The organism is Companilactobacillus halodurans, assembly GCF_009600995.1.
In the GTDB taxonomy this organism is placed as follows: domain Bacteria; phylum Bacillota; class Bacilli; order Lactobacillales; family Lactobacillaceae; genus Companilactobacillus; species Companilactobacillus halodurans.
Map to the genome: position 1 here is coordinate 23,613 of NZ_VDFO01000013.1, position 23,696 is coordinate 47,308.

At 36.6% G+C, this 23,696-nt stretch carries 23 protein-coding genes; 21 read left to right on the top strand and 2 right to left on the bottom strand.

The window, feature by feature from the left end:
* The first annotated feature begins 16 nt into the window (after positions 1-16).
* The 21 genes from murD (at position 17) to recD2 (ending at position 20,934) form a co-directional block, all read left to right on the top strand.
* Positions 17-1,393 carry a UDP-N-acetylmuramoyl-L-alanine--D-glutamate ligase gene (murD, locus tag FHL05_RS04685; RefSeq protein WP_153384363.1) on the top strand — a complete coding sequence of 459 codons (1,377 nt, stop codon included), beginning with the start codon at positions 17-19 and terminating at the stop codon, positions 1,391-1,393.
* Positions 1,394-1,398: 5 nt separating this feature from the next.
* A complete protein-coding gene (murG, locus tag FHL05_RS04690) occupies positions 1,399-2,499 on the top strand; it encodes an undecaprenyldiphospho-muramoylpentapeptide beta-N-acetylglucosaminyltransferase (protein WP_153384445.1) in 1,101 nt (366 codons plus the stop codon).
* A 20-nt stretch (positions 2,500-2,519) separates the two neighbouring features.
* Positions 2,520-3,218, top strand: coding sequence for a cell division protein FtsQ/DivIB (locus FHL05_RS04695; RefSeq protein WP_153384362.1), 699 nt, complete (start codon positions 2,520-2,522; stop codon positions 3,216-3,218).
* Positions 3,219-3,294: 76 nt separating this feature from the next.
* The gene (gene ftsA / locus FHL05_RS04700) at positions 3,295-4,638 is read left to right on the top strand and encodes a cell division protein FtsA (protein WP_153522170.1); all 1,344 of its coding nucleotides are present in this window, start codon (positions 3,295-3,297) and stop codon (positions 4,636-4,638) included.
* Between the two features lie 43 nt (positions 4,639-4,681).
* A complete protein-coding gene (gene ftsZ / locus FHL05_RS04705) occupies positions 4,682-5,917 on the top strand; it encodes a cell division protein FtsZ (RefSeq protein WP_153384360.1) in 1,236 nt (411 codons plus the stop codon).
* A 15-nt stretch (positions 5,918-5,932) separates the two neighbouring features.
* Complete coding sequence (locus tag FHL05_RS04710) at positions 5,933-6,343, top strand: cell division protein SepF (protein ID WP_153384359.1); 411 nt, start codon at positions 5,933-5,935, stop codon at positions 6,341-6,343.
* 14 nt (positions 6,344-6,357) lie between these two features.
* Positions 6,358-6,624, top strand: a complete 267-nt coding sequence (locus FHL05_RS04715) for a YggT family protein (RefSeq protein WP_153384358.1) — start codon at positions 6,358-6,360, stop codon at positions 6,622-6,624.
* Positions 6,625-6,626: 2 nt separating this feature from the next.
* Entirely contained in the window at positions 6,627-7,421 is a 795-nt protein-coding gene (locus tag FHL05_RS04720) for a YlmH family RNA-binding protein (RefSeq protein WP_153384357.1), read from the top strand.
* A 15-nt stretch (positions 7,422-7,436) separates the two neighbouring features.
* The gene (locus FHL05_RS04725) at positions 7,437-8,174 is read left to right on the top strand and encodes a DivIVA domain-containing protein (RefSeq protein ID WP_153384356.1); all 738 of its coding nucleotides are present in this window, start codon (positions 7,437-7,439) and stop codon (positions 8,172-8,174) included.
* A 176-nt stretch (positions 8,175-8,350) separates the two neighbouring features.
* Positions 8,351-11,131: an isoleucine--tRNA ligase gene (ileS, locus tag FHL05_RS04730; RefSeq protein WP_153384355.1), complete on the top strand. Its 2,781-nt coding sequence runs from the start codon at positions 8,351-8,353 to the stop codon at positions 11,129-11,131.
* 12 nt (positions 11,132-11,143) lie between these two features.
* Positions 11,144-11,359 carry a cold-shock protein gene (locus FHL05_RS04735; RefSeq protein ID WP_153384354.1) on the top strand — a complete coding sequence of 72 codons (216 nt, stop codon included), beginning with the start codon at positions 11,144-11,146 and terminating at the stop codon, positions 11,357-11,359.
* A gap of 39 nt (positions 11,360-11,398) precedes the next feature.
* Positions 11,399-12,820 (top strand): MFS transporter, encoded by a 1,422-nt coding sequence (locus tag FHL05_RS04740; protein ID WP_153522172.1) that lies wholly within the window; start codon positions 11,399-11,401, stop codon positions 12,818-12,820.
* The gene (locus FHL05_RS04745) at positions 12,813-13,382 is read left to right on the top strand and encodes an NUDIX hydrolase (RefSeq protein ID WP_153384352.1); all 570 of its coding nucleotides are present in this window, start codon (positions 12,813-12,815) and stop codon (positions 13,380-13,382) included. Before FHL05_RS04740 ends, FHL05_RS04745 begins: the two co-directional genes overlap by 8 nt.
* Entirely contained in the window at positions 13,383-13,670 is a 288-nt protein-coding gene (locus FHL05_RS04750; RefSeq protein ID WP_153384351.1) for a hypothetical protein, read from the top strand.
* 12 nt (positions 13,671-13,682) lie between these two features.
* Complete coding sequence (locus FHL05_RS04755; RefSeq protein ID WP_153384350.1) at positions 13,683-14,372, top strand: 5'-methylthioadenosine/adenosylhomocysteine nucleosidase; 690 nt, start codon at positions 13,683-13,685, stop codon at positions 14,370-14,372.
* Between the two features lie 12 nt (positions 14,373-14,384).
* Positions 14,385-15,533: an aminotransferase class V-fold PLP-dependent enzyme gene (locus tag FHL05_RS04760; protein ID WP_162000213.1), complete on the top strand. Its 1,149-nt coding sequence runs from the start codon at positions 14,385-14,387 to the stop codon at positions 15,531-15,533.
* A gap of 56 nt (positions 15,534-15,589) precedes the next feature.
* Positions 15,590-15,925, top strand: coding sequence for a hypothetical protein (locus FHL05_RS04765; RefSeq protein WP_153384349.1), 336 nt, complete (start codon positions 15,590-15,592; stop codon positions 15,923-15,925).
* A 15-nt stretch (positions 15,926-15,940) separates the two neighbouring features.
* On the top strand, positions 15,941-17,059 hold the full coding sequence (gene mnmA / locus FHL05_RS04770) for a tRNA 2-thiouridine(34) synthase MnmA (protein WP_153384348.1): 1,119 nt from the start codon (positions 15,941-15,943) through the stop codon (positions 17,057-17,059).
* A gap of 173 nt (positions 17,060-17,232) precedes the next feature.
* Positions 17,233-17,883, top strand: a complete 651-nt coding sequence (locus tag FHL05_RS04775; protein ID WP_153384347.1) for a histidine phosphatase family protein — start codon at positions 17,233-17,235, stop codon at positions 17,881-17,883.
* 8 nt (positions 17,884-17,891) lie between these two features.
* Complete coding sequence (locus tag FHL05_RS04780; protein ID WP_153384346.1) at positions 17,892-18,560, top strand: tetratricopeptide repeat protein; 669 nt, start codon at positions 17,892-17,894, stop codon at positions 18,558-18,560.
* On the top strand, positions 18,547-20,934 hold the full coding sequence (gene recD2, locus FHL05_RS04785; RefSeq protein WP_153384345.1) for an SF1B family DNA helicase RecD2: 2,388 nt from the start codon (positions 18,547-18,549) through the stop codon (positions 20,932-20,934). Before FHL05_RS04780 ends, recD2 begins: the two co-directional genes overlap by 14 nt.
* A 51-nt stretch (positions 20,935-20,985) precedes the next feature.
* On the opposite strand, the gene FHL05_RS04790 is transcribed toward recD2, so the two are convergent.
* Together FHL05_RS04790 and rnjA are read right to left on the bottom strand one after the other, a co-directional pair.
* Entirely contained in the window at positions 20,986-21,930 is a 945-nt protein-coding gene (locus FHL05_RS04790; protein ID WP_153384344.1) for a diacylglycerol/lipid kinase family protein, read from the bottom strand.
* Between the two features lie 73 nt (positions 21,931-22,003).
* Complete coding sequence (rnjA, locus tag FHL05_RS04795; RefSeq protein WP_153384343.1) at positions 22,004-23,695, bottom strand: ribonuclease J1; 1,692 nt, start codon at positions 23,693-23,695, stop codon at positions 22,004-22,006.
* Position 23,696 lies beyond the last annotated feature (1 nt).

Below are 23,696 nucleotides of genomic sequence, written 5' to 3' on the forward strand. Positions count from 1 at the left end.
GAAGTAATTAAGGGCAATGAAAACAAAGAGTAGATATTCAAACAAAAAGATATTAGTTTTAGGCTTAGCCAAAAGTGGTTTTGCAGTAGCTAAGCTATTAAAGGACATGGGATCAACAGTAACTGTCGTCGACTCCAATCCTTTGGAAAAAAATACTGAAGCTAAGGAATTGATTGCTGATGGTTTTAAAGTAATCACGGGAAGCAATGATGCTAGTCTCATCGATGATTCTTATGATTATTTGGTTAAGAACCCTGGAATCTTTTATTCCAATGATTTGGTTCAACAAGCTGAGAAATTAAACATTCCAGTTATTACTGAACCAGAAATAGCTTATAGTTATTCTGATGCTACGATGGTTGGCGTTACCGGAACAAATGGTAAAACAACTGTTACAACTTTAATTCAATTGATGTTGAAGCATTCTCCTGAGTTCAAAAACTCTTATTATGCTGGAAATATTGGAATTCCTATTTCAGACGTTATTAGAAAAGCTACTAAAGATGATGTTGTCGTTACTGAGTTATCTAGTTTTCAACTTCAAGGAACGATTGATCTTCATCCACATGTAGCAGTTTTGAATAATATTTATTCTACTCATTTAGATTTTCATAAGACACGTGCTAACTATATCAAAGCAAAAATGCATATTACGAAGAACCAAACTGCTGATGATTATTTTATCGTCAATTGGAACACGGCTGAATGGCGTGATTTGGCTAAGCAATCAAACGCAACAATCATTCCTTTCTCAGATAACCAAGAATTAAAAAAGGGTGCTTATGTAAAAGATGGCGTCTTGTATTGTAACGACAAGAAAGTTATGGACGCTAAAGATATTCAAATCCCCGGCGAACATAACGTTCAAAACGCTTTAGCAGCAATCTCTGTAGCTAAGCTATATGATGTAAGCGATGAAGATATCATTGAAGTCTTGTCATCATTTAGAGGCGTTAAACATCGAATCCAATACGTTGACACATTTGGTGGTCATAAATTCTACAATGATTCTAAGGCCACTAATGTTGAAGCTACGATTGTTGCTCTAACAGCATTCAAAACTCCAATTACTTTGATTGCCGGTGGCTTGGATCGTGGAAATGGTTTTGATGAATTGATTCCATCGTTAAAGGGTAAAGTTAAAAATTTGGTCGTTTATGGGCAAACAGCTGACAAAGTTATTGAATCAGCTGAAAAAGCTGATGTCGGGAATATTGTGAAAGTCGATAACCTAACAGAGGCTGTACCTGAAGCTTATAAACAAAGCGACCCTGAAGATGTTATCTTATTGTCGCCTGCAGCTGCTAGCTGGGACCAATTCCATACCTTCGAAGAACGTGGCGATCAATTCATTGAAGAGGTTGAAACCTTAAAGGGAGAAGTTAACAAATGACAAAAATGCGCATAATTGTTTCCGGTGGTGGTACCGGTGGACATATCTATCCCGCAATGGCCTTAATTAAGCGTTTAAAGGAACGAGACCTAATTGATGATGTTCTTTATGTGGGAACCGAAAAAGGCTTAGAAAGCAAAATAGTGCAGAATGCAGGGATTGATTTTAAGACGATTGAAATCCGTGGCTTCAAACGAAAACTAACTTTGGAAAATGTCAAAGTAGTTGAAATGTTTCTTTCTAGTATTCGTAAGTCCAAAAAAATCATCAAAGAGTTTCAACCTGATATTGTAGTTGGTACGGGCGGTTATGTTTCTAGTGCGGTCGTCTATGCTGCACACGCAATGCATATTCCGACGGTAATCCACGAACAAAATACTATCGCTGGTATAACTAACAAATTCTTAGCGCATTTTGTCGATAAGATTGCGATTGCTTTTACTGAAGCAACAGATCAATTCAGTGAAAAAAGAAAAATTGTTTTCACTGGTAATCCTCGAGCTCAAGAAGTAGTCAATATTAAAAAGAATGATCGTTTGAAAGAGTTTGATTTGGACCCAGATAAAGATACAGTTATGATTTTTGGCGGTTCTCGTGGAGCTAAGCCAATCAATCTAGCCACAATCAAAACAATGGAAAAATTTGTTGAGGCAGATTACCAAGTTTTGTTTGTAACGGGTCGCGTTCACTATGACAATGTTGTTAAATTGATTGATCAAAAATATTTAAAGAGTGCAAATATTTCAGTATTGCCATATATTGATAATATGCCAGAGATTTTACCTGACATTAAGTTGATTGTTGGACGTAGCGGTGCAACTAGTATTGCAGAAATTACCGCTTTAGGAATCCCGGCAATCTTTATCCCTAGTCCTTATGTGACCCACGATCACCAAACTAAAAATGCTATGTCAGTTTCAAAAGTTGGTGCAGCTGAAATTATTACCGAGTCTCAATTGACTTCAGAATCGTTATTTATGGAAATAAATAATATTATGAATAATCAAGAGCTCCAAGAGAAAATGTCTGCTGAATCGAAAAAAATTGGTGTCGCTGATGCCAGCGATCGATTAATCAAAGTTTTGACTGGTTTAGTAAATAAGTAAATGTATGAGGATTAAAGGCATTGAAAAAAAGAAGGATTAAAGTAAGTAAAAATAGCTTAATTTTTTTGATAGTTTTTATCATAGTGTTAATTGCTTATTTTGGTTCATCCTTGAGTAAAGTTAGGAACATCAACGTTAAAGGCGTTAATGATCTTGGTGCTCAACAGGTTATCGATGCTACTAAAGTTGATGATAATTCGATTTTATTGAACGTTTTGTTGCATCATAAGTCGATTTCACAAACTGCTGAAAAAAAACTACCATCCATCCAATCATTGAGTTTTAAAACTCGCAATCTACGAGATTTGACGATCAGTGTTAAAGAGCACCCAACATTAGGTCTCATCGCTAAAAATGGCGGTTATTATCGGATTATAAAAAATGGTCAGGTGATAAACCAAAAAATGAATGCTCCAATCGGCAATTATCCAATTTATAGTAATTTTTCTGGGAAACGTTTAAATAAAATGTCGAACATTTATTCAAAATTACCGAATAATGTTCAGACAAACATTTCTGAAATTTATAACGCTCCTACGAAATTAAATCCTTATCGAATTAAGATCGATATGAATGATGGAAATAAGGTAGTTGCAGATATGAGAACGGTTAAATCCAAACTAAAATATTATCCAGGAATGGCTGCTCAAATGAAGCAAAAGGGCGTTATAGATTTAGAGATTGGAGCCTACTCTTATCCATTTAATGATAAGAAATAGGTTTATTATAATCATATTTGTGTTAAAATTTTTTAATGAATAGATTTTTTCTAGGTAAGGGAGGCTGCCACGATTAATGGATAATTCTGAATTTTTTGTAGGTCTGGATATTGGCACGAATTCGATCAAAGTAGTGGTTGCTGAATCGTCTGACGATCGTTTAAGTATCGTTGGCGTAGGAAGCGAGAGATCAGAAGGAGTAAGCCGTGGCGTTATAGTAGATATAGATAAAGCATCTAATGCCATCAGGCGAGCCATCAAGAAGGCCGAAACACAAGCGAATATTTCAATTCATGATGTTGTAGTCGGTATATCGGCTAATATGTTACAGATTGAAAAATGTCAAGGTATGATAGCTGTTGGTTCACAATCAAAAGAAATCAACGAAAATGATGTCAGACAAGTTATGTTGGCTGCCATGGTTCAAAACTTACCTAGTGAAAGAGAAGTAGTTTCTCTAATACCTAAACAATTTTCCGTTGATGGATTCACAAATATTCGTGATCCTAGAGGAATGATCGGTGTACGTTTGGAAATGTCAGGAATCATCTACACTGCTCCAAAGACAATCGTACATAATACTAAGAAGGCTATTCAAAAAGCCGGTCTAAATATAATCCATAAAGTTATATCTCCAATGGCATTGAGCCAAGTAGTTCTAAATGATGGCGAAAGTTCATTTGGTGCCGTAATTATTGATATGGGTGCAGGTCAGACTACGGCCTCTGTAGTTCATGATCACAATTTGAAGCTTTCAACAGTTGATTTTGAAGGTGGAGACTATCTCACGCATGATATTTCAGTTGTTTTAAATACGACGGTCGATAATGCTAATCAATTGAAACTTTATTATGGAAATGCATCTTCAGCTAAGTCGGAAACAAGTGATAATATCAGTGTAGAAGTAGTTGGTAAAAATGAACCGTCGATGATTTCAGAAGAATATTTATCCGAAATCATTGAGGCTCGTTTGAATCAAATCTTCACAAGACTTCAAGCACCGCTTGAAGATGCAGGAGCCTTATCTTTGCCAGGTGGAATTGTTTTGACTGGTGGAGTTGCGGCAACGCCTAATATCGAAGATTTAGCTCGAGATATTTTTGATGTTAAAGTTAGAAGTTATGTTCCAACCCAAATGGGAATGCGGTCACCATCGTATTCATTAGGTTTAGGATTGGTAACTTATGCTTCAAGATTAAACGATATAGGTATTATTGCTGATAACGTGGTCAACGGTGCGACCGTCCGCGCTGACTCACATCCTCAGCAACAACCTGTTGCTTCAAAAGAACCTGAAGAAAAGCAAGTGCAACAACCTGCTTCTGATCAGGTTGATCAACCCGCACAAAAAACTGAAGAACCTGAAAAAGGTAAGAAAATTTCGAAATTCAAAGATTTTTGGAGTCGATTTTTTGATTAATTAATAATAAATAAATTAGATTTTAAACAGGAGGAACTCCTTAATGGAATATACTTTAGACTCAACCCAAAATAAAGGAGCGGTTATCAAAGTCATTGGTGTCGGTGGCGCCGGTGGCAATGCTGTTAACCGAATGGTAGAAGCAGGAATCAAAGGTGTACAATTCATTACTGCTAATACCGATGTTCAAGCTTTGGAAAGCTCAAATGCTGAAACAAAAATTCAATTAGGACCTAAATTGACACGTGGATTAGGTGCCGGTTCAAATCCTGAGGTTGGACAAAAAGCTGCTCAAGAAAGTGAAGAAGCCATTAAAGAGGCTCTGGAAGGCGCTGATATGATTTTTGTCACTGCCGGAATGGGCGGTGGTACTGGTACAGGTGCTGCCCCTATCGTTGCTAATATTGCAAAGGAAAGCGGTGCTTTGACAGTTGGCGTCGTGACACGTCCATTTGCTTTTGAAGGTGCAAAACGTTCACGCTTTGCTGCCGATGGTATTACTGAACTTAAAAAAGATGTTGATACTTTAGTTATTATTTCTAATAGTAAATTGCTTGAAATTGTTGATAAGAAGACACCAATGGGTGAAGCATTCAGTATTGCTGATGATGTTTTACGTCAAGGCGTTCAAAGTATTTCTGACCTTATCACATCACCTGGTTTTGTTAACTTGGACTTTGCCGATGTTAAGACAGTTATGTCAGATCAAGGCTCTGCTTTGATGGGTATCGGTACAGCTAATGGTGAGAACAGAATTACTGAAGCTACTAAGAAAGCTATTTCTTCACCATTATTGGAAGTTTCTATCGATGGTGCTAAGCAAGTATTGCTTAATATTACTGGTGGACCAGACTTGTCATTGTTTGAAGCTCAAGATGCAGCGCAAATTGTTTCCGAACAAGCTACTTCAGATGTTAATATAATCTTTGGTACTTCAATCGATGACACACTTGGTGATCAAGTTAAAGTTACAGTTATTGCTACAGGCGTTGAAAGTGAAGACAAGAAGAGAGAACCTCTCAAGCGTCCATTAAACAACCCAAGAGCAATGTTAAATAACAATAAAAAGTCAGATAAAGATGATTCAAAAGCACAAAAGCCACAATCATCTGATGACCCATTAGCAGATTGGGATATTAACCGTGATGCTTCTAAACAAAAGAACGTTCCTGGTGAAAAAGGCGATTTTGAAATTTTCCAAAAGCCAGAAACTATCGATTTAAGTGATGATGATGACGATTCAACTCCTCCAATCTTTAAACGTCGCAATAAAAAGTAAAAGGGAGATTTTCTTATGGCATTTGAAAAATTAGGAAGCTTTTTTGGTATTAATGATGACGATGATTTAGATGAACCTCAAGTTGAAAATAATACTAAACAACCTAAAGGAAATTATTCAAATAATGAAAAGGTCGTATCTATGAGTACAGCTAGTGATCGAACTAAAGCTAATAGTAAAATTGCAATTTATCAGCCTAGGGTCTACTCAGATGCAAAAGTTATTGCCAAGCAACTCTTGAATAATAAAGCAGTGATTGTTAATTTTGCTAATGTCAATGATGAACAATCAAAGAGAATCGTAGACTTTTTAACTGGTAGTATTTTTGCTTTAAATGGCGAAATAAAGCGTGTTGGAGAAAAAATCTTTCTTTGTACACCACCAAAATTTGAAATCGATGGAAGCATACCAGACATAAACGAATAAAGTCGAGGAAAGATATGGATCGAATCTTAAGTGGGTTGCCACTTGCTATAAGCAGTTTATTTGAATTGTATGAATTCATTATATTTATTTACTGTATAATGTCGTTTATACCGGCGTTGGCTAATTCAGCCTTTGGAAGGATAATTGCTTCGGCGGTAAATCCATTTTTAAATCTAATCAGAAGGTTTATACCAACTAGTATTGGCTTTCTTGATTTTTCTCCAATAGTTGCACTTATTTTAATTCGACTATTGCAGAAAGTGGTATTTTTGATAATCTAATTATGGATGATAAAAAAACAATTATGGGTGGAGGATTCTTTCGTAAGGAAGAAAAGCCCTTCATTGATAAAATGAGCGATATCTTGTTAAAAGCTCAAAATATGTATGTTCCCCAACTCACTGAGTTTTTGAATTTGCGTGAACAGACGATTTTAAATAATCTAATCAACAAATATGATGATCTTTATGTGCATTATTTTGGTGGATTCAGCGGTGCTGAAAGAGTCAGAGGAATAATTGCCCCTAGTTATTTCACGCCCGTTGAAGCAGATTATGAAATTACAATGTATGAAATTAGGCATCCGGAGAAATTTGCTAATTTGCACCATGGTCAAATATTGGGCTCCCTAACTGGATCAGGTGTTGAACGTGATCGTTTCGGTGACATTATTACTGATGGAGAAAATTGGCAATTTTTTGTCTTTAAGTCACTTGATACTTTTGTTGAAGAACAAGTTAAAAAGATTGGACCCTATAAAATACATTTGATTAAAAAAGGTTTTAATGAATTACTTTTGCCTAAGGATGAATCAGTTGACGATACGATCAGTGTCAAATCCTTGAGATTGGACACAATTGTGGCAACAGTTTATGATTTATCTCGACAGACTGCTAAAACCTTAGTTGATCATGGAAAAGTCCAGATTAACTGGGTCGTCAATAAAAATGCTAGTTCATTTGTTACCATGACTGATACTTTAAGCGTTCGAGGTTATGGTAGGATTAGAGTCAATGATATTATGGGAAAATCAAAGAATAATAAATATATTCTTTCAGTTAACATTATTAAGAAATAATAGGGGCGTGAAGTTATGGTATTATCACCAGTAGAAATACATGATAAAGAATTTGATAGTAAATTTCGAGGCTATGACCGCGACCAAGTTAACAGTTTTTTGAAGCAAGCAGCGCAAGATTATAATTTAGCTTTGCAAAAAAACACCCAATTGGAAAAAGAATTGAAAGATACTTCGGAACAACTGAAGTACTTTACCGATATGAAAGATGCTTTGAATCAGTCAATTTTGGTAGCTCAAGAGGCTGCTGAAAAAGTTAAGACTGAATCTGAAAAGGAAGCTCAAATTATCGTTGAAGAGTCACAAAAAAAGGCTCGAGACTTGCTTAATCAATCAACTGAAAAGTCTAATCAGATATTGCAAGATGCTTCTGACCGGGCTCGACAGGTAACGATTGAAACTGATAATTTGAAACGCAGCGTCAATTCATTCCGTCAAGGACTCCAAGGGATGTTGAAGCAACAGTTAGATATGGTTGATAATCCTGAATGGTCGAAACTTAACGACAGTACATCTACTGACAAACTTAAAAAAGAAGTTGGCGATTCTTCAGGTGATTCAGCTGAAAATTATCAAGATGATTCACAAGATTATGAAAATAATCAAGATACAGTTTTCAATTCTGATAAAATGAACTATAATAACAATATTCAGGATGACCAACCAGACGAATCGTACACGATTAATCATCAACAAAATGAACCAACGTTCAATTTTAAAGATGATTCTGGCGAGGATCCTAAAAAAAATTAAGAGAATAAGTGCTTTTGAGATATCTTTTCAGCGAGCTAACGAATGGTGTGAGGTTAGTAAAAATTATCTTAAGTATATCAGCTCTTAGACAATTTATTTGATTTACCAATAGGTGGTATAGCGAGAACTCGTCCTAAATTGGATGAGCTCTTTTTATTTTCAGAAGGGGTGAAAAGATGCGAGTAAAAGATACTTTAAATTTAGGTAAAACTAAATTCCCTATGCGTGGAAATTTGCCAAACAAAGAAGCAGAATGGCAAAAAGCATGGGAAGATAATAAAATTTATGAAAAGCGTCAAAAATTAAACGAAGGCAAACCAACTTTCGAACTACTAGATGGACCTCCATTTGCTAATGGTGATATCCACATGGGACATGCTTTGAACAAGATTTCAAAGGATATTATCGTTAGATATAAGTCCATGGACGGATACCGTGCACCTTATGTTCCTGGTTGGGATACTCACGGTCTACCAATTGAACAACAATTGGCTAAAAAGGGTGTTAAACGTAAGGAAATGAGCATGAACGAATATCGTAAGTTATGTTACGAATTCGCTCAAGGTGAAATCAAGAAACAAATGGCTGAATTCAAACGTCTTGGCGTTTCAGCTGATTGGGATCACCCATACATTACTTATCAACCAGAATTTGAAGAAGCCGAAGTTAAAGTTTTCGGTGAAATGGTCGACAAAGGTTATATTTACCGTGGTAAAAAACCTGTTTATTGGTCACCATCTTCAGAATCAACTCTTGCTGAAGCTGAAGTTGAATATAAGGATATCAAGTCCCCATCAATTTTTGTCGCTTTCAAAGTGCGTGATGGGAAAGGCTTAGTTGACAGTGATGCCTCATTTATCATTTGGACAACTACTCCTTGGACAATTCCTTCAAATATGGCTATCTGTGTAAATCCTAAATTTATTTATGCAGAGGTTAAGGCTGATGGTAAGAAATATGTCGTTGCTCAAGAAAGAATCAGTTTCGTTCAAGAACAATTAGGTTGGGAAAATGTTGAAATCTTGAAGACTTTCAAGGGTTCTGAACTTGAAGGCTTGACAGCAACACATCCATTCTATGATCGTGAATCTCAATTGATTCTTGGTTATCACGTTACCTTGGATGATGGTACTGGTTTAGTTCATACTGCTCCTGGATTTGGTGCTGATGACTTTGTTGTCGGTATGAAATACAAATTGCCTGTCTTTTCACCAATTGACGCACAAGGACGCTTTACTGACGAAGTACCTGAATATGAAGGTGTCTTCTACGATGATGCCAATAAAATGATTACGCAAAGAATGAAGGACAATGGTTCACTCTTGAAACTTAGTTTCTTCACTCACAGTTATCCACATGATTGGCGTACTAAGAAACCAGTTATTTTCCGTGCTACACCACAATGGTTTGCTTCAATTGACAAATTCAGACAACAAATTCTTGATGAAATTGAAAAAATCGACTTTATCCCTGACTGGGGTAAGACTCGTCTTTACAATATGATTCGCGATCGTGGCGATTGGGTCATCTCAAGACAACGTTCATGGGGAGTTCCACTTCCAATTTTCTATGCTGAAAATGGCGATCCTATCATGACTAAAGAAACTGTTGACCACGTAGCTGAATTATTTGGCAAATATGGTTCAAACATTTGGTTCGAAAAAGATGCTAAGGATCTTCTTCCCGATGGATATACTAATCCAGCCAGTCCAAATGGTAAGTTCACTAAAGAAACAGATATTATGGATGTTTGGTTCGACTCTGGGACAGCCCATGCTGGTGTAGCCCAAGCTCGTGAGAACTTGACTTTCCCAGCTGACTTGATTCTTGAAGGTTCTGACCAATACCGTGGTTGGTTCAACTCAATGTTAGTTACTTCAGTAGCTGCCTTTGGCGTTGCTCCTTATAAAGCCGTTCTTTCACAAGGATTCACCCTTGATAAGAAGGGCGTTAAGATGAGTAAATCATTAGGTAACGTTATTGATCCTGCTGATATTGAAAGACAATTCGGTGCTGAAATCATCCGTCTATGGGTTGCTTCTGTTGACTCAAGTTCTGATGTTTCGGTTTCTGTTGACTCATTCAAACAAGTATCAGAAACATATCGTAAGATTCGTAACACAATCAGATTTATGTTAGCTAATACAACTGACTTTGATCCTAAGGAAAATGGCGTTTCTTATGATGACCTTCGTCCAGAAGACAAGTACATTACTGTTAAGTTAAATGATTTAGTCAAAGAAGTTTTAGCTGACTACGATAAATATGATTTCGCTGATGTAGCCAAGTCAATCGTTAGCTTCATCGTTAATGAGATGTCAACTTTCTACTTAGACTTTGCTAAAGACGTTGTTTACATTGATGCTGAAGATGCTCATTCTCGTCGTTCAATGCAAACCGTTATCTACAATGTTGCGGTTAAATTAGCCAAGTTATTGACACCAATTTTGCCTCATACAATGGAACAAGTTTGGACTTTCTTGAAAGAACCTGAAGAATATGTTCAATTAGCTAATATGCCAGAGGTTGAAGAAATTTCTGACCAAGCTGAAATTGAAAAAGATTGGTCAACTTTCATGGACTTTAGAGATAATGTCTTGAAATCACTTGAAGTTGCTCGTGGCGACAAATTGATTGGTAAATCACTTGAAGCTAAAGTTACTGTTTATCCAAGCGCTGAATTAAAGGCTGTCTTTGACAAAATTGATAGTAATTTTGGTCAGTTATTGATTGTTTCTCAATTTGAAATTTCTGATGAAGCTGCACCAGAAAATGCTGATAAATATGAATTGGCTAGTGTTCTGGTTGAAAAAGCCCAAGGAGACGTTTGTCAAAGATGTCGTATGATTAAGACTGATGTGGGCAGCGACTCAAATTACCCAACTTTCTGTGCTAGATGTGCTAAGATTGTATCTGAAGAATATCCAGAAACAAAGACTGAGGGCTTTGATGATTAGGAATGGTGACTAATGTTCACAGGAAAAATAGTTAGGTTTAATAAAAACCGCGGCTTCGGCTTTATAAATAATGGTGAAGAAGATATTTTCTTTTTTGCGGATTCAATTCTTAATCGAGAGGACTTTTATATTAAAGAAGGACTTGAGACGACGTTTGAATTAGCACCAGGTTATAAGGGTCCACAAGCAGTTAATATTAATATTAAAGATGAGGAAAGTGCTGAATAGTGCTTTCTTTTTTCTTTGATAAGAGAAAATGGTGAAAAAATGAATGAGCAAGTAAATCCAAAAAGATGGATGGTTTTAATTTCGGTCGGTATTTTTACCTTGATGTCGACTCTTGATGGGTCAATCGTAAATATTGCTCTGCCAGTTATTAGTAAAGATTTGAATATTCAAATGAATATGGCCGAATGGGTCGTATCAATTTACTTAGTTACTATTTGTATCTTTTTATTGATGTTTGGAAAAATTGCCGATTCAATCGGGAAAATAAAAGTTTTTAAATGCGGTTCCATATTATTTATCATTGGTTCAGTTATTTGTGGACTAAGTATTAATTTATGGATGTTATTGCTTGGTCGTGTTATTCAGGCAATGGGTGCTTCAATGGCTATGGCAACTAATAATGGGATTATCACTCAGACATTCCCATCACACGAACGAGGTTACGCTTTAGGATATATTGGTTCATTTGTCTCGATTGGGGCGATTGCTGGTCCTGGTATTGGTGGTTTAGTTTTAGGTCAGCTGCACTGGAGCTATATTTTTTGGATCAATATTCCAATTGGCTTAGTGGCTTTAACTTTGGGTTATTTCAATTTGCCTAAAAAAGAAGTTACCAATCCGACAAAATTTGATGTTGCAGGCTTTTTGCTTTATTTTGTAACTTTAGTTTTATTGTTCTGTGCTATCTTTATCGGTCAGGCAGTTGGATTCAGTAATATTTATATTATTGCAACCTTTATTGTTTCAGCAATTTTCTTAGGGATTTTCCTCAAAATTGAAAAGACCGTTGCACAACCTATGATTGAATTGCGGATTTTTAAGAATCATGATTTCACTTTAGGATTAGTTGCAGGTTTCTTTATTTTTGTAACCAATTTCTTTTTCAATGTGATTTCGCCATTTTATTTGGAGAATGCGCTTGGCATAGCAGCTTCTAGCGCTGGTTATATCTTGATGGCATTTCCACTGGTGCAGGTTGTAGTTGCGCCGATTTCTGGTAAACTATCAGCAAAGGTCAATCCAATAATTTTGACAATTGTCGGTTTAGCTGTAATTGAAATTGCACAATTAGGATATTTATTCTTTAATATAAATACAGGCATTTGGTTCATTTTATTGTGCATTGGTTTGAATGGTTTAGGAAATGGACTCTTCCAGGCACCTAACAATACGATGATTATGAGTTCAGTTAAAAGTCGCGACTTAGGAATAGCCGGTGGTTTGAATGCCTTATCTCGTAATTTAGGTATGATAATTGGAGTTTCCTTATCAACAACGATTTTATTCTTATCAATGAGTAAGTTTTATGGAAAATCTGTGACAACTTATATCAATGGTCGTCCAGATATTTTCATTGAAGGAATGCATGCCACAATGACGTTTGCAGTTGTTATCTGTTTGATTGCAATCGTTATGTCCGTTATTAGATTAATAAAGTCAAGAGGGTCAAAGAATGAGTGAAGAAGATTCAAGATATTATGAGGAAGTAATTGCTAAAAAAAGAATGTTTGGCGGTAAAATTTTTAATGTCGATGTCGAACAAGTCGTTTTGCCCAATGGAGCATCTGATATTCGTGAAATTGTTCAACACCATGGTGCCGTAGGAATTATGCCATTTACAGACGATGGCAAGATGATTTTTGTCAGACAATGGCGTTCACCGCTTGAACAGGAAACTTTAGAGATTCCGGCCGGAAAAATCGATTCAGATGAAGGTAGCGATTTAAAAGAAGTTGCTCTACGTGAAATGAATGAGGAATTAGGTTTGACGACTGATAGTTTGGAAAAGGTCACGGCATTTTTTGCTAGTCCCGGTTATTCCAATGAGAAATTGACAATGTTTAAAGCAACCAATTTAAAAAAGGTTGAAAATAAACGTCCACTTGATCCTGATGAATTTTTAGATGTGGAAAAATTGAGCTTGGATGAAGCTAAAGCTCAAGTTAAAAAGGGTGCAATTTGTGATTCAAAGACAATCTATGCTCTTACTTATTGGGAATTGTTACAAGCAAAGGAAAAATAAATGTTTTCAAAAATTAAAAACTTTTATAATTCAAAAGTAAAAAAATCAAATCAACCACAAGCGGTCGTTCGAGCTGATCAAGTGGAAGCTCAGCAACAAAGAATTCGTGAACAGGAAAGACAACGTTCTGAAAATGAATATCGTCAAGAACATCCTGAGCAAACTATTCAAGAAAATATTCAATCTTTTGAAATTAAGACAAATAGATTGAAAAAAAAGCTAAATATTGCCATCATTACAGTATTCGGCTTAATTATTTTGGTATTTTTAATATTATTTTTTATTTAGAGGAGTTAAAGTATGAAAATTGGCGTTATCGTACCTATGGAAGAAGAAATCCAAATGATGAAGGAATCACTGACTGATATCAAAAAAGATTCAGTTGCTGGTGTTGAATTCACAATTGGAAAATATAAAAATCATGATGTCTTTTTGGCTCAAAGCGGTATTGGTAAAGTTCAAGCTGGTATGACAGCAACTTTGATCAATGATCGTTATCAACCTGACCTTGTGGTAAATACTGGATCAGCTGGCGGTATTGGCGAAGGCCTTCACATTGGAGATGTCATTATTTCTGATAAGATGGCTTACCATGATGTCGATGCAACTGGTTTTGGCTATAAAGTGGGACAACTTCCTCAAAAAGATCTCTATTTCCAAGCAGATCCTAACTATGTCAAGAAGATTGCTGCTGCTGCAGAACGAACTGGCTTGACTGAAAAAGTTGGTTTAATTGTCACTGGAGACCAATTTGTTGACGGAAAAGAAAAAATTGCTACAATAAAAAGGTCGTTCCCAGATGCTTTGGCATCTGAAATGGAAGGTGCAGCTGTGGCTCAAGTCTGTACTGAATTTAAAACACCATTCGTTGTTATTCGTTCAATGAGTGATGTTGGCGACGAAAATGCTAGCGTAAACTTTGACGAATTTGTTTTACAAGCCGGACGCAAATCAGTAACAATGTTGCTGAACTTTTTAGACCAAGAATAGAGGGGATTTATTGTGGCATATATTTATTTAGATAATGCTGCCACCACACCAATGGCTACATCTGTAGTCGACGTGATGCACGATCAAATGGCGAATAATTTTGGTAATGCATCAGCTACCAATTATTTTGGACGCCAAGCTCGAAAAGTTTTAGATGAAAGTCGTCACACGATTGCTCAAAGTATCAATGCTAAAGACTCAGAAATCGTCTTTACTAGTGGCGGTACTGAAAGCGATAATACGGCTGTCGTTGAAACAGCGTTATCTAGACAAAAACTAGGAAAACATATCATTACAACAGCCATTGAACATGAAGCGATTTTGAAACCAATGGCATATCTCGAATCATTAGGATTTGAAATAACTTATTTGAAACCTAATGAACGCGGTGAAGTTACAGCTCAACAAGTTAAAGAGGCCTTACGTGACGATACTATTCTCGTGTCGATTATGTATGGAAACAATGAAGTTGGCTCAATGAACCCAATTAAAGAAATTGGTGAAGTTGTCAAAGACTCCAATGCCTTTTTCCACACCGATGCTGTTCAAGCATTTGGAATGGAAGACATTGATGTTAAAGCTGAACATATTGATATGTTATCAACTTCCGCCCATAAGATTAATGGTCCTAAATTTATCGGCTTCCTTTACATAAATGACAAGATTCATATTCCTTCATTTATTAAAGGTGGAGACCAAGAGACAAAACGGCGTGCGGGAACAGAAAATGTCCCTGCTATTGCTGGTTTTGCTCAAGCTGTAAAATTGATTATTCCAGAAGTTAAACGAGAACGTCAAGCACGTTATTTTGGTTTTAAACAAAAAATTCAAGAAGTTTTAACTCAAGAAAAAATTGAATTTGGCGTTAATGGACCAAATGATAGTAAAGCTTTGAACCATGTGATGAATTTGTATTTACCAGGAATTGATCGTGGCGTCTTGTTGACAAGACTAGACTTAGAAGGCTTTGCTATTTCGGGTGGTTCAGCATGTACAGCTGGAAGCCTTGAACCATCGCATGTTTTAATCGCCATGTTTGGTGAAGACAGTCCAAAAATTCAAGATTCAGTGCGAATCAGTTTTGGTAAAGACAACACTGAAGAAGATGTTGTCAAACTCGCCAAAAAGATAGCTGAAATCGTTCGCGACTTGACTAATTAGTTGATTTTATTCAAACTTGTAATTAATAGATAATTAATTTATAAGGGATGATTGAAATGGATAAACGACAAGCTCAAGTACAAGGGGATCAGGAAGTTTATGAATTGAACCCTGATTTGAAAAAATATTCACTTTTAGACAGTGGATTTATTGAAACAAATAAAGGAAGCTTCCGTTTGGAACATCCTATTAATGGATCGTCTCCATACGCAGCTAGATATTATTTGCGTGCTACTGTAAATAAGGATTTAGATGATTTAAAATTGTCGATCACAGATAAAAGCGGGATGCACAATATAAATATGTTCAAGGTTAAAGACACTGATAAAGAGGTCAGTGACTATCGATACTTAATGAACTTTTTAAAAGAAAAAAACGTATTAGTTAAATAAAATGAGGTTTTTAAAATGGATAATAAGAAGAAGCGTGTAGTAGTTGGAATGAGTGGTGGCGTTGACTCGTCAGTAAGTGCACTTCTTTTGAAACAACAAGGCTATGACGTTATCGGTGTCTTCATGAAGAATTGGGATGATTCTGATGACTCTGGCGTATGTACTGCCACAGAAGACTATGAGGATGTAGCTAAGGTTGCTAATAAGATTGGTATTCCTTACTATTCAGTTAATTTTGAGAAGGAGTACTGGGACCGTGTTTTCGAGTATTTCTTAGATGAATATCGTAAGGGTAGAACTCCAAACCCTGACGTTATGTGTAACAAAGAGGTTAAGTTCAAGGCATTCCTTGATTATGCAAACAAGTTGAATGCTGATTACATCGCTATGGGTCACTATGCACAATCATTCCGTGACGATAACGGTGTGGTTCACCTATTACGTGGTGGCGATGCTAACAAGGACCAAACATACTTCTTGAGTACTGTTCAACAAGACCAGCTTCAAAAGGCTATTTTCCCAATTGGTGGAATGCAAAAGTCAGAAGTTCGTCGTATTGCTGAGGAAGCTGGACTCGCTACTGCTAAGAAGAAGGACTCAACTGGTGTATGTTTCATCGGTGAGAGAAACTTCCGTAAGTTCTTGGGTGAGTTCTTGCCTGCCCAAGCTGGTACTATGATGACACCTGATGGCGTTGTTAAGGGTAAGCATGCTGGTTTGATGTACTACACGATCGGTCAAAGATCAGGTCTTGGAATCGGTGGAAATGGTAAGTCAAACGAGCCTTGGTTCGTTGTTGGTAAGGACATGAGCAAGAATATTCTCTATGTCGACCAAGGATATGACAATCCTGCACTTTACGCTGACCACTTGGATGCATCAGATCTTTCATTCATCACTGGCTTAGATTATGGTGATACTTTCCATGCCACAGCTAAGTTTAGATATCGTCAACAAGATACTGGCGTTACTGTTCACGTTTTAGGTGGCGGCAAGGTCAATGTTGAGTTCGATAACCCAGTTCGTGCTATCACGCCTGGGCAAGAGGTTGTCTTCTATGATGGCGAGGAGTGCTTGGGTGGAGCAACTATCGATGCTGCTTACATGGCAGAAAAGAAGTTGCAATACATTTAATGAAATAAAATAACTAAACTAAATTCAACAGGGACTTTAAGTAAGGATTACTTACTTAAAGTCTTTTTTAGTATCTGAAGGTTTAATTTTCTGTAAAGATGAGTCAAAGGTTGAAAAAATAAGACAAAAAACTCATAATTATAAGTAATTAACTTTGTAAGGTGAGAGAAAAAATGGAATTGTATTTTATCAGACATGGAAAGACCCAATGGAATCTTGAGGGCAAGTATCAAGGAGGACATGGCGATTCGCCTTTGTTGTCAGAAAGTATGAATGATATCAGTTTATTAGCTAAACGTTTGCAAGAAACGAAAATCGATCACATGTACGCCAGTCCATTGCCTCGTGCAAAAGTAACAGCAGAAACTTTAATCGAAGATATGAATCGCCAAATTCCGTTGTCAATTGTTGATGACTTGCGTGAATTCGATTTAGGTATCATGGAAGGTCGAAAATTTTCCGAATTAGAAAATGAAATTCCCGGAGTCATCTATGCCTTCAGAAATCAACCTTGTGATTATGATTCTGATTTAATTCGCGGAGAATCATTTGAGGAAGTTGCTAAAAGAACTACTGGAGCTGTCAAAAGAATTGTTGACGAAAATCAGGCTTCAGGAAGCGTCGTAATCGTCAGTCACGGAGCTGCTTTGGTAACTTTGATTCAATCGTTATTAGGGACAGATATTGCCGATATTAGAAAAGATGGCGGTCTTTCAAATACTAGTTTGACTCATTTACAATATAATGATGGTAAGTTTAAATTAATAAAATGGAATGAAACAGGTTATCTGAATAAGAAGTTGGACAGTTCAGATACAATTTGAGGTATTACATGAACAAACAAGCAGAACAATTATTTAAGCAGGGCGAAAAGGAAAAAGCCGTCCACTTATTAGTGAGCGACCTGAATAAAAATCCGAAGCAGTTGCCAGAAATCTTGCAATTATCGACTTATTTAGTTCAGTCTGGTGACTTAGAGCAAGCTGAAGAACTATTAGCGCGTTCGTTAGAAATGTTTAAGGATAATCAAGACTTGCTCTACAATTTGGGAAATGTTTATTATCTTGCCGATAAATATGATAAAGCTAACCAAATTTTTCAAAAATTAGTCGATGATAATTATGCCTTTGAGGCTTACTTTATGATGGCCAAAACTTTAGATCAGCAGGGAAAACGGCAATTAGCGATTATGTATGCTTTAACGGCTACTGAAAAAGCGCCCAAGGATTTGCCAGCTAATGAGTTATTAGCCGATTTATTGCTTGCTAACGGCAATTTTGAAGAATCAAAGCGATTCTACCAACAAGCTAATAAAATTAAGCCACAGGCCAAACACTACTTCAATATGGCTTTGTGTGCCATGAACCTTAAAGAAGATTACCAGGATTACTTAAATCAAGCTAAAGATTTAGACAAGGATTATTATTTGAAGAACGAAAAGAAATTAGCTGATTTGCAAGAATTTATTAAACAACAAGGAGATAGCGATGACGGAAAGTAACGAGAAACCTTATTTCTTGGGCACTGTCAAAGCCATTTTTTTTGAAAATCCAGAAAATCTCTATAAAATTTTTACGATTAAAATCAAAAAGACCAATACTGATTGGGATGCCAAAGATATTGTTGTAACAGGTAGTTTTGGCGAAATCTCTGAAGAAGAAGAATATCGATTCGAGGGTAAAATCGTTGATCATCCTAAGTATGGGAAACAATTTCAAGCAACGACTTATAAGAGAAGTCGTCCCAGTGGTCGTAAAGAATTGATCAATTTTTTTTCAAGTGATGAATTTCCAGGAATTGGGAAGAAAAAAGCTGAAAAAATCGTTGATGAATTAGGCGAAAATGCTATCGATAAAATTATCAAAGATCCTCATGCTTTGGATTTTTTGAAATTAGGTGAAGATAAGACTCAACAAATTGTTGAACAGATATCAAGTAACCATCAAACTGAACAGGCTCTTTACCAATTGAATAATTTTGGCTTTGGTCCAACCTTAAGTGCACGAATCTATCAAAAATATGGCGTTCAAACGATGGAGAAAATCAATGACGATCCTTACCAATTAGTCATAGACGTTAAGGGAGTCGGGTTCAAACGAGCTGACGAATTGGCCAAACGTTTGGGAATCACCGGCGATGATCCTCGCAGAATCAAGGGAGCTATGATTCAGATGGTCAGTTCTTTAATCAATGAAACTGGCGATACTTACGTCGATGGAAATGAATTGATTCGTCGCGTTAGTGGCGTGTTAAGGACTAGTTCAACGCCAGATTTAGATAAGAAATTAGTCGATGGCTTGAAAAACTTGGTTAAAGATGGAGTCCTATTAGTCGAAGATGGCAATGTTTATCAAAAAGATTTGTCCGACAGTGAATGGTCAATTTCTCAATCGCTCAAGATGATTACCGATACTTTCAAAGGCGTTTCGTGGACGAAACATGCTTTAAAAAAAGAATTAAAGAAAATTGAAAAAGACTTTGACGTTGAATATGACGCTTCACAACAAAAAGCCATTGAACAATCATTGACCCATCCGATTTTTCTATTAACTGGTGGTCCGGGAACCGGGAAAACAACGATTATCAATGCCATTGTGGCTGCCTATGGAAAATTAAATGATGAAACTTTAGATCCAGCTTCAGATGATTATGCAATTGCTCTAGCAGCTCCTACAGGACGTGCAGCAAAACATATGGGTGAATCTACCGGATTGCCCGCAAAAACGATTCACAGGCTTCTAGGATTGACTGGAACTGAAGATGATGAGTTTGCTGAACCTAGTTTGGATTGCAAGTTGCTGATAATCGATGAAATGTCGATGGTCGATACGAAATTGTTTAAATTATTGATTGAAGCCGTTCAACCAGGAACGCAAGTCGTTTTAGTAGGGGATCAAGATCAGTTGCCATCAGTTGGTCCAGGTCAAGTCTTTTCCGATTTGATCAACAGCCAAGCTTTTCCAACGACGATTTTAAAAAATATTCATCGTCAAGATGAAGATTCGACCATTATTCAGTTGGCCCATGATATCAATGAAGGCGTGATTGTCGATGGTATTTTTGAAAATAGATCTGATCGAAGTTTTATTGGCTGTACCAGTCGAGATGTTCCCAATGTTTTGTCACAAATAATCAGTAAATCAAATGAACGTGGCTTTGATATTGAAGATGTCCAAGTGTTAGCTCCGATGTATCGTGGGCAAGCAGGAATCGACAATTTGAATTTTGTCATTCAAAACGTGCTTAATCCGATGAAACCTAAACGTAAAGAGGTTTCGATGGGTAATACCAAATATCGTATCAACGATAAAGTCGTTTATTTAGTCAATTCGCCGGAAGATAATGTTTTTAATGGTGAAATTGGCAAGATTATTGGGATTTTGTTAGCTAAGGAAAATACTGATAAAGTGGATAAGCTGATTATTGATTTTGATGGCAATGAAGTCACTTTGGATCGTAAAGATTGGATCAATATTACTTTGGCTTATTGTACTTCGATACATAAATCTCAAGGTTCAGAATTTGAAATGGTTATCCTGCCATTAGTTAATGAAGAGTCACGCATGCTGCGTCGGAATTTACTTTATACCGCCGTTACAAGAGCAAAACGACTCTTGATTATGGTAGGAGACAGAAGTGCTTTTGAACGTTCGATTAGAGATCAATCAAGCGATCGGAAAACGACTCTTAAGGAAAGAATCTTTGTAACATTTAAGATTAAGCAACCAAAATCAAAAGAAGCACAGGTTGAGGAAGAAACAAAGCCCAAGGATTATCGCCTGACGCTTGATATGGTCATGAATAATTCAATTGATCCTATGATTGGCATGGGAGATACTAAACCAAGCGATTTTTTAACAATTCAAAATAAGTAAAAAAAGAGATAGGATTTCCAGAAATTGGAATTCTATCTCTTTTTGGTGTCTTTAATTTTTTACAGGTAGCCAGAATTGATGTTGATTGATGGAAAAGTCAAAATCAAAGTCATGTTGACCTAATTCTTCACCATCCATTTGTCCATGCTGTTGAGGATGATTTTGTAAGCGAAAATTAGTTGATTCAATATGCCAAACATTTTTATCTTGCAAATGTGAGCCATTCGTTAGCAATTTAGTAAATAATTTTACAAATGTCATGCCGGTAATTTTTTTAACAACGACTAAGTTTAGTTTGTGATTAAAAGGCGTGGCACTAGGATCGATGGCAAAGCCACCGCCAAAATAGGGATGATTGGTAGCAACAACAATATAAGCATTGTCAAAATGCTTTTTTTGTTGTTCATCGACATCTAATTTAAAAGCTTTTTGTCTCTTGATTACTTTTAAAAGATTCGTGAAGTATGACAAAGTTCCCAGATGCAAGCTATTGAGAAATTCTTTACGCTCGGAGTGATTGGTGTAATAGACTGTACTGGCATCAAAACCAATGCCGATATTATTGATGAAGTAATGAGTTCCCATTTCATTAACTGCTTTTCCAACATCGATCATCCGTGGCTGTTTCATGGAAAGAATTGCTTGAATCAGTATAACGGGATTTTTGATTTTTAATTGAATACCACGACAGAAGTCATTTCCAGAACCTCCAGGAATATAACCTAAAGGCGTATTAGGATAATCTGATGATTTAACGCCATTAAGGGCTTGATTCAGCGTGCCATCGCCACCGATAACGACTAATTTTGTCCTTTTGAGATTTAAATTGGCTATTTCTTTAGCAATCCGAATTGCATCGCCATCTTTTTTTGTCGCGTGAATCTCATAAGGGATTTTATTTTTGGCTAAAAAATTTGTCACCTTATCACTGGCTTTTTGAGCAAGACCATTGCCGGCATAATGATTTAAAATTATCTCGATTTTTTCTTTTTCCATTTGCTTGCTACCCTTTAAATAAAAAAAGTAGATCAATTGATCTACTTTAGATTGAATTTCTATAAATTACTTTTTAAATTGAAGTTCCAATTAGCATTGGTAAAATCACAGGGTTTCTAGCTGTACGTTTGTACAAGAATTCTTGCAATCCTTCAATAATGACACGTTTTAAGACGGCTTCAGTGACTTTTGTATCTTCGTCATCAAAAGCATTCTTGATTAAGTGGAAGACACGTTTTTGAGCATGATTGATCAATTCACCTGATTCACGCATATAGACGAAACCACGAGAAAGGATATCAGGACCGGCTAAAACGATGTGTTTTTGATAATCAATTGTTGCAACAACGACGACCATTCCTTCTTCTGAAAGAACTTGGCGATCGTGGATAACAACATTCCCAATATCACCAACACCCTTACCATCGACGTAAACATCTCCAGCAGGGAAGTGACCAGCAACATGCGCGCTATCCTTTGTTAGTGCCAAGACATCACCGTTTTCCAAAAGGAAAGAGTGGTCTTGAGGTACATCGCAAAGCTCTGCTAATTCAGTATGAATCTTTAACATTCTGTATTCACCGTGAATTGGCATGAAGAACTTAGGTTTCATCAAACGAAGCATCAATTCTTGTTCCTCTTGACCACCATGTCCAGAAGCGTGGATGTTATTAACTTTACCGTGAATAACTTCAGCTCCAGCTTCTGAAAGTTGGTTGATCAAGTGGTTAACACTGATCGTGTTACCAGGAATAGGGTTACTTGAGAAAATAACGGTATCTCCTGGTTGAATTGTGATTTGTCTGTGAGTTCCGTTAGCAATTCGACTCAAGGCAGCTAAGGGTTCACCTTGTGAACCAGTACAAAGAATCAAAGTTTCGCTTGCGGGCGTCTTATTCAAAGCATGAGGATCAATCAACATATCATCAGTGATATTCAAATAGCCTAGTTCACGACCATTTTCAATTGCTTGTTCCATGCTTCGACCAAAGACAGCAATTTTACGACCTTGTTGAATTGCTGCATCAACAGCTTGCGAAATACGATAAATATTTGAAGCGAAAGTAGCAAAAATGATTCTGCCGCTAATAGTTTCAAATATTTGGTGAATCGTTAAACCAACTGAACGTTCTGATTTAGAAAAAGTTGGAATTTCCGCATTTGTACTATCAGATAGTAAACATAAAACACCTTTTTGACCTAAGGCAGCCATTTTTTGAAGGTTAGGTGATGGCAAACCTGCAACAGGAGTCAAATCGAATTTGAAATCTCCTGTTTCAACGATGATTCCTTGAGGAGTGTGAACTGCAATTCCCAAAGTATCAGGAATTGAGTGAGTAGTTCTAAAGAATGAAACACTTGTCTTAGGGAACTTAATCACATCGTCTTCATGTAGAACATGTAATTCAGTAGTTCTTAGTAAACCATGTTCTTCCAATTTACCTTTAATTAATGCACAAGCTAATGGACCGGCATAGACAGGTATATTTGGAAGCTGTTTTAGAAGATAAGGAATACCACCAATGTGATCTTCGTGACCATGGGTAATGAACAATCCCTTGATCTTATCTTTGTTTTCTACTAAGTAGCTATAATCAGAAATGACGTAGTCAATTCCGAGGAGTTCATCTTCAGGAAACTTAATTCCGGCATCGATGACAATTAGTTCATCTTGATATTGAACTCCATACATATTTTTACCGATTTCGCCAAGGCCCCCGATGGCGAAAACGGCAACTTCATTATTTTTTACTTTAAAGGACATT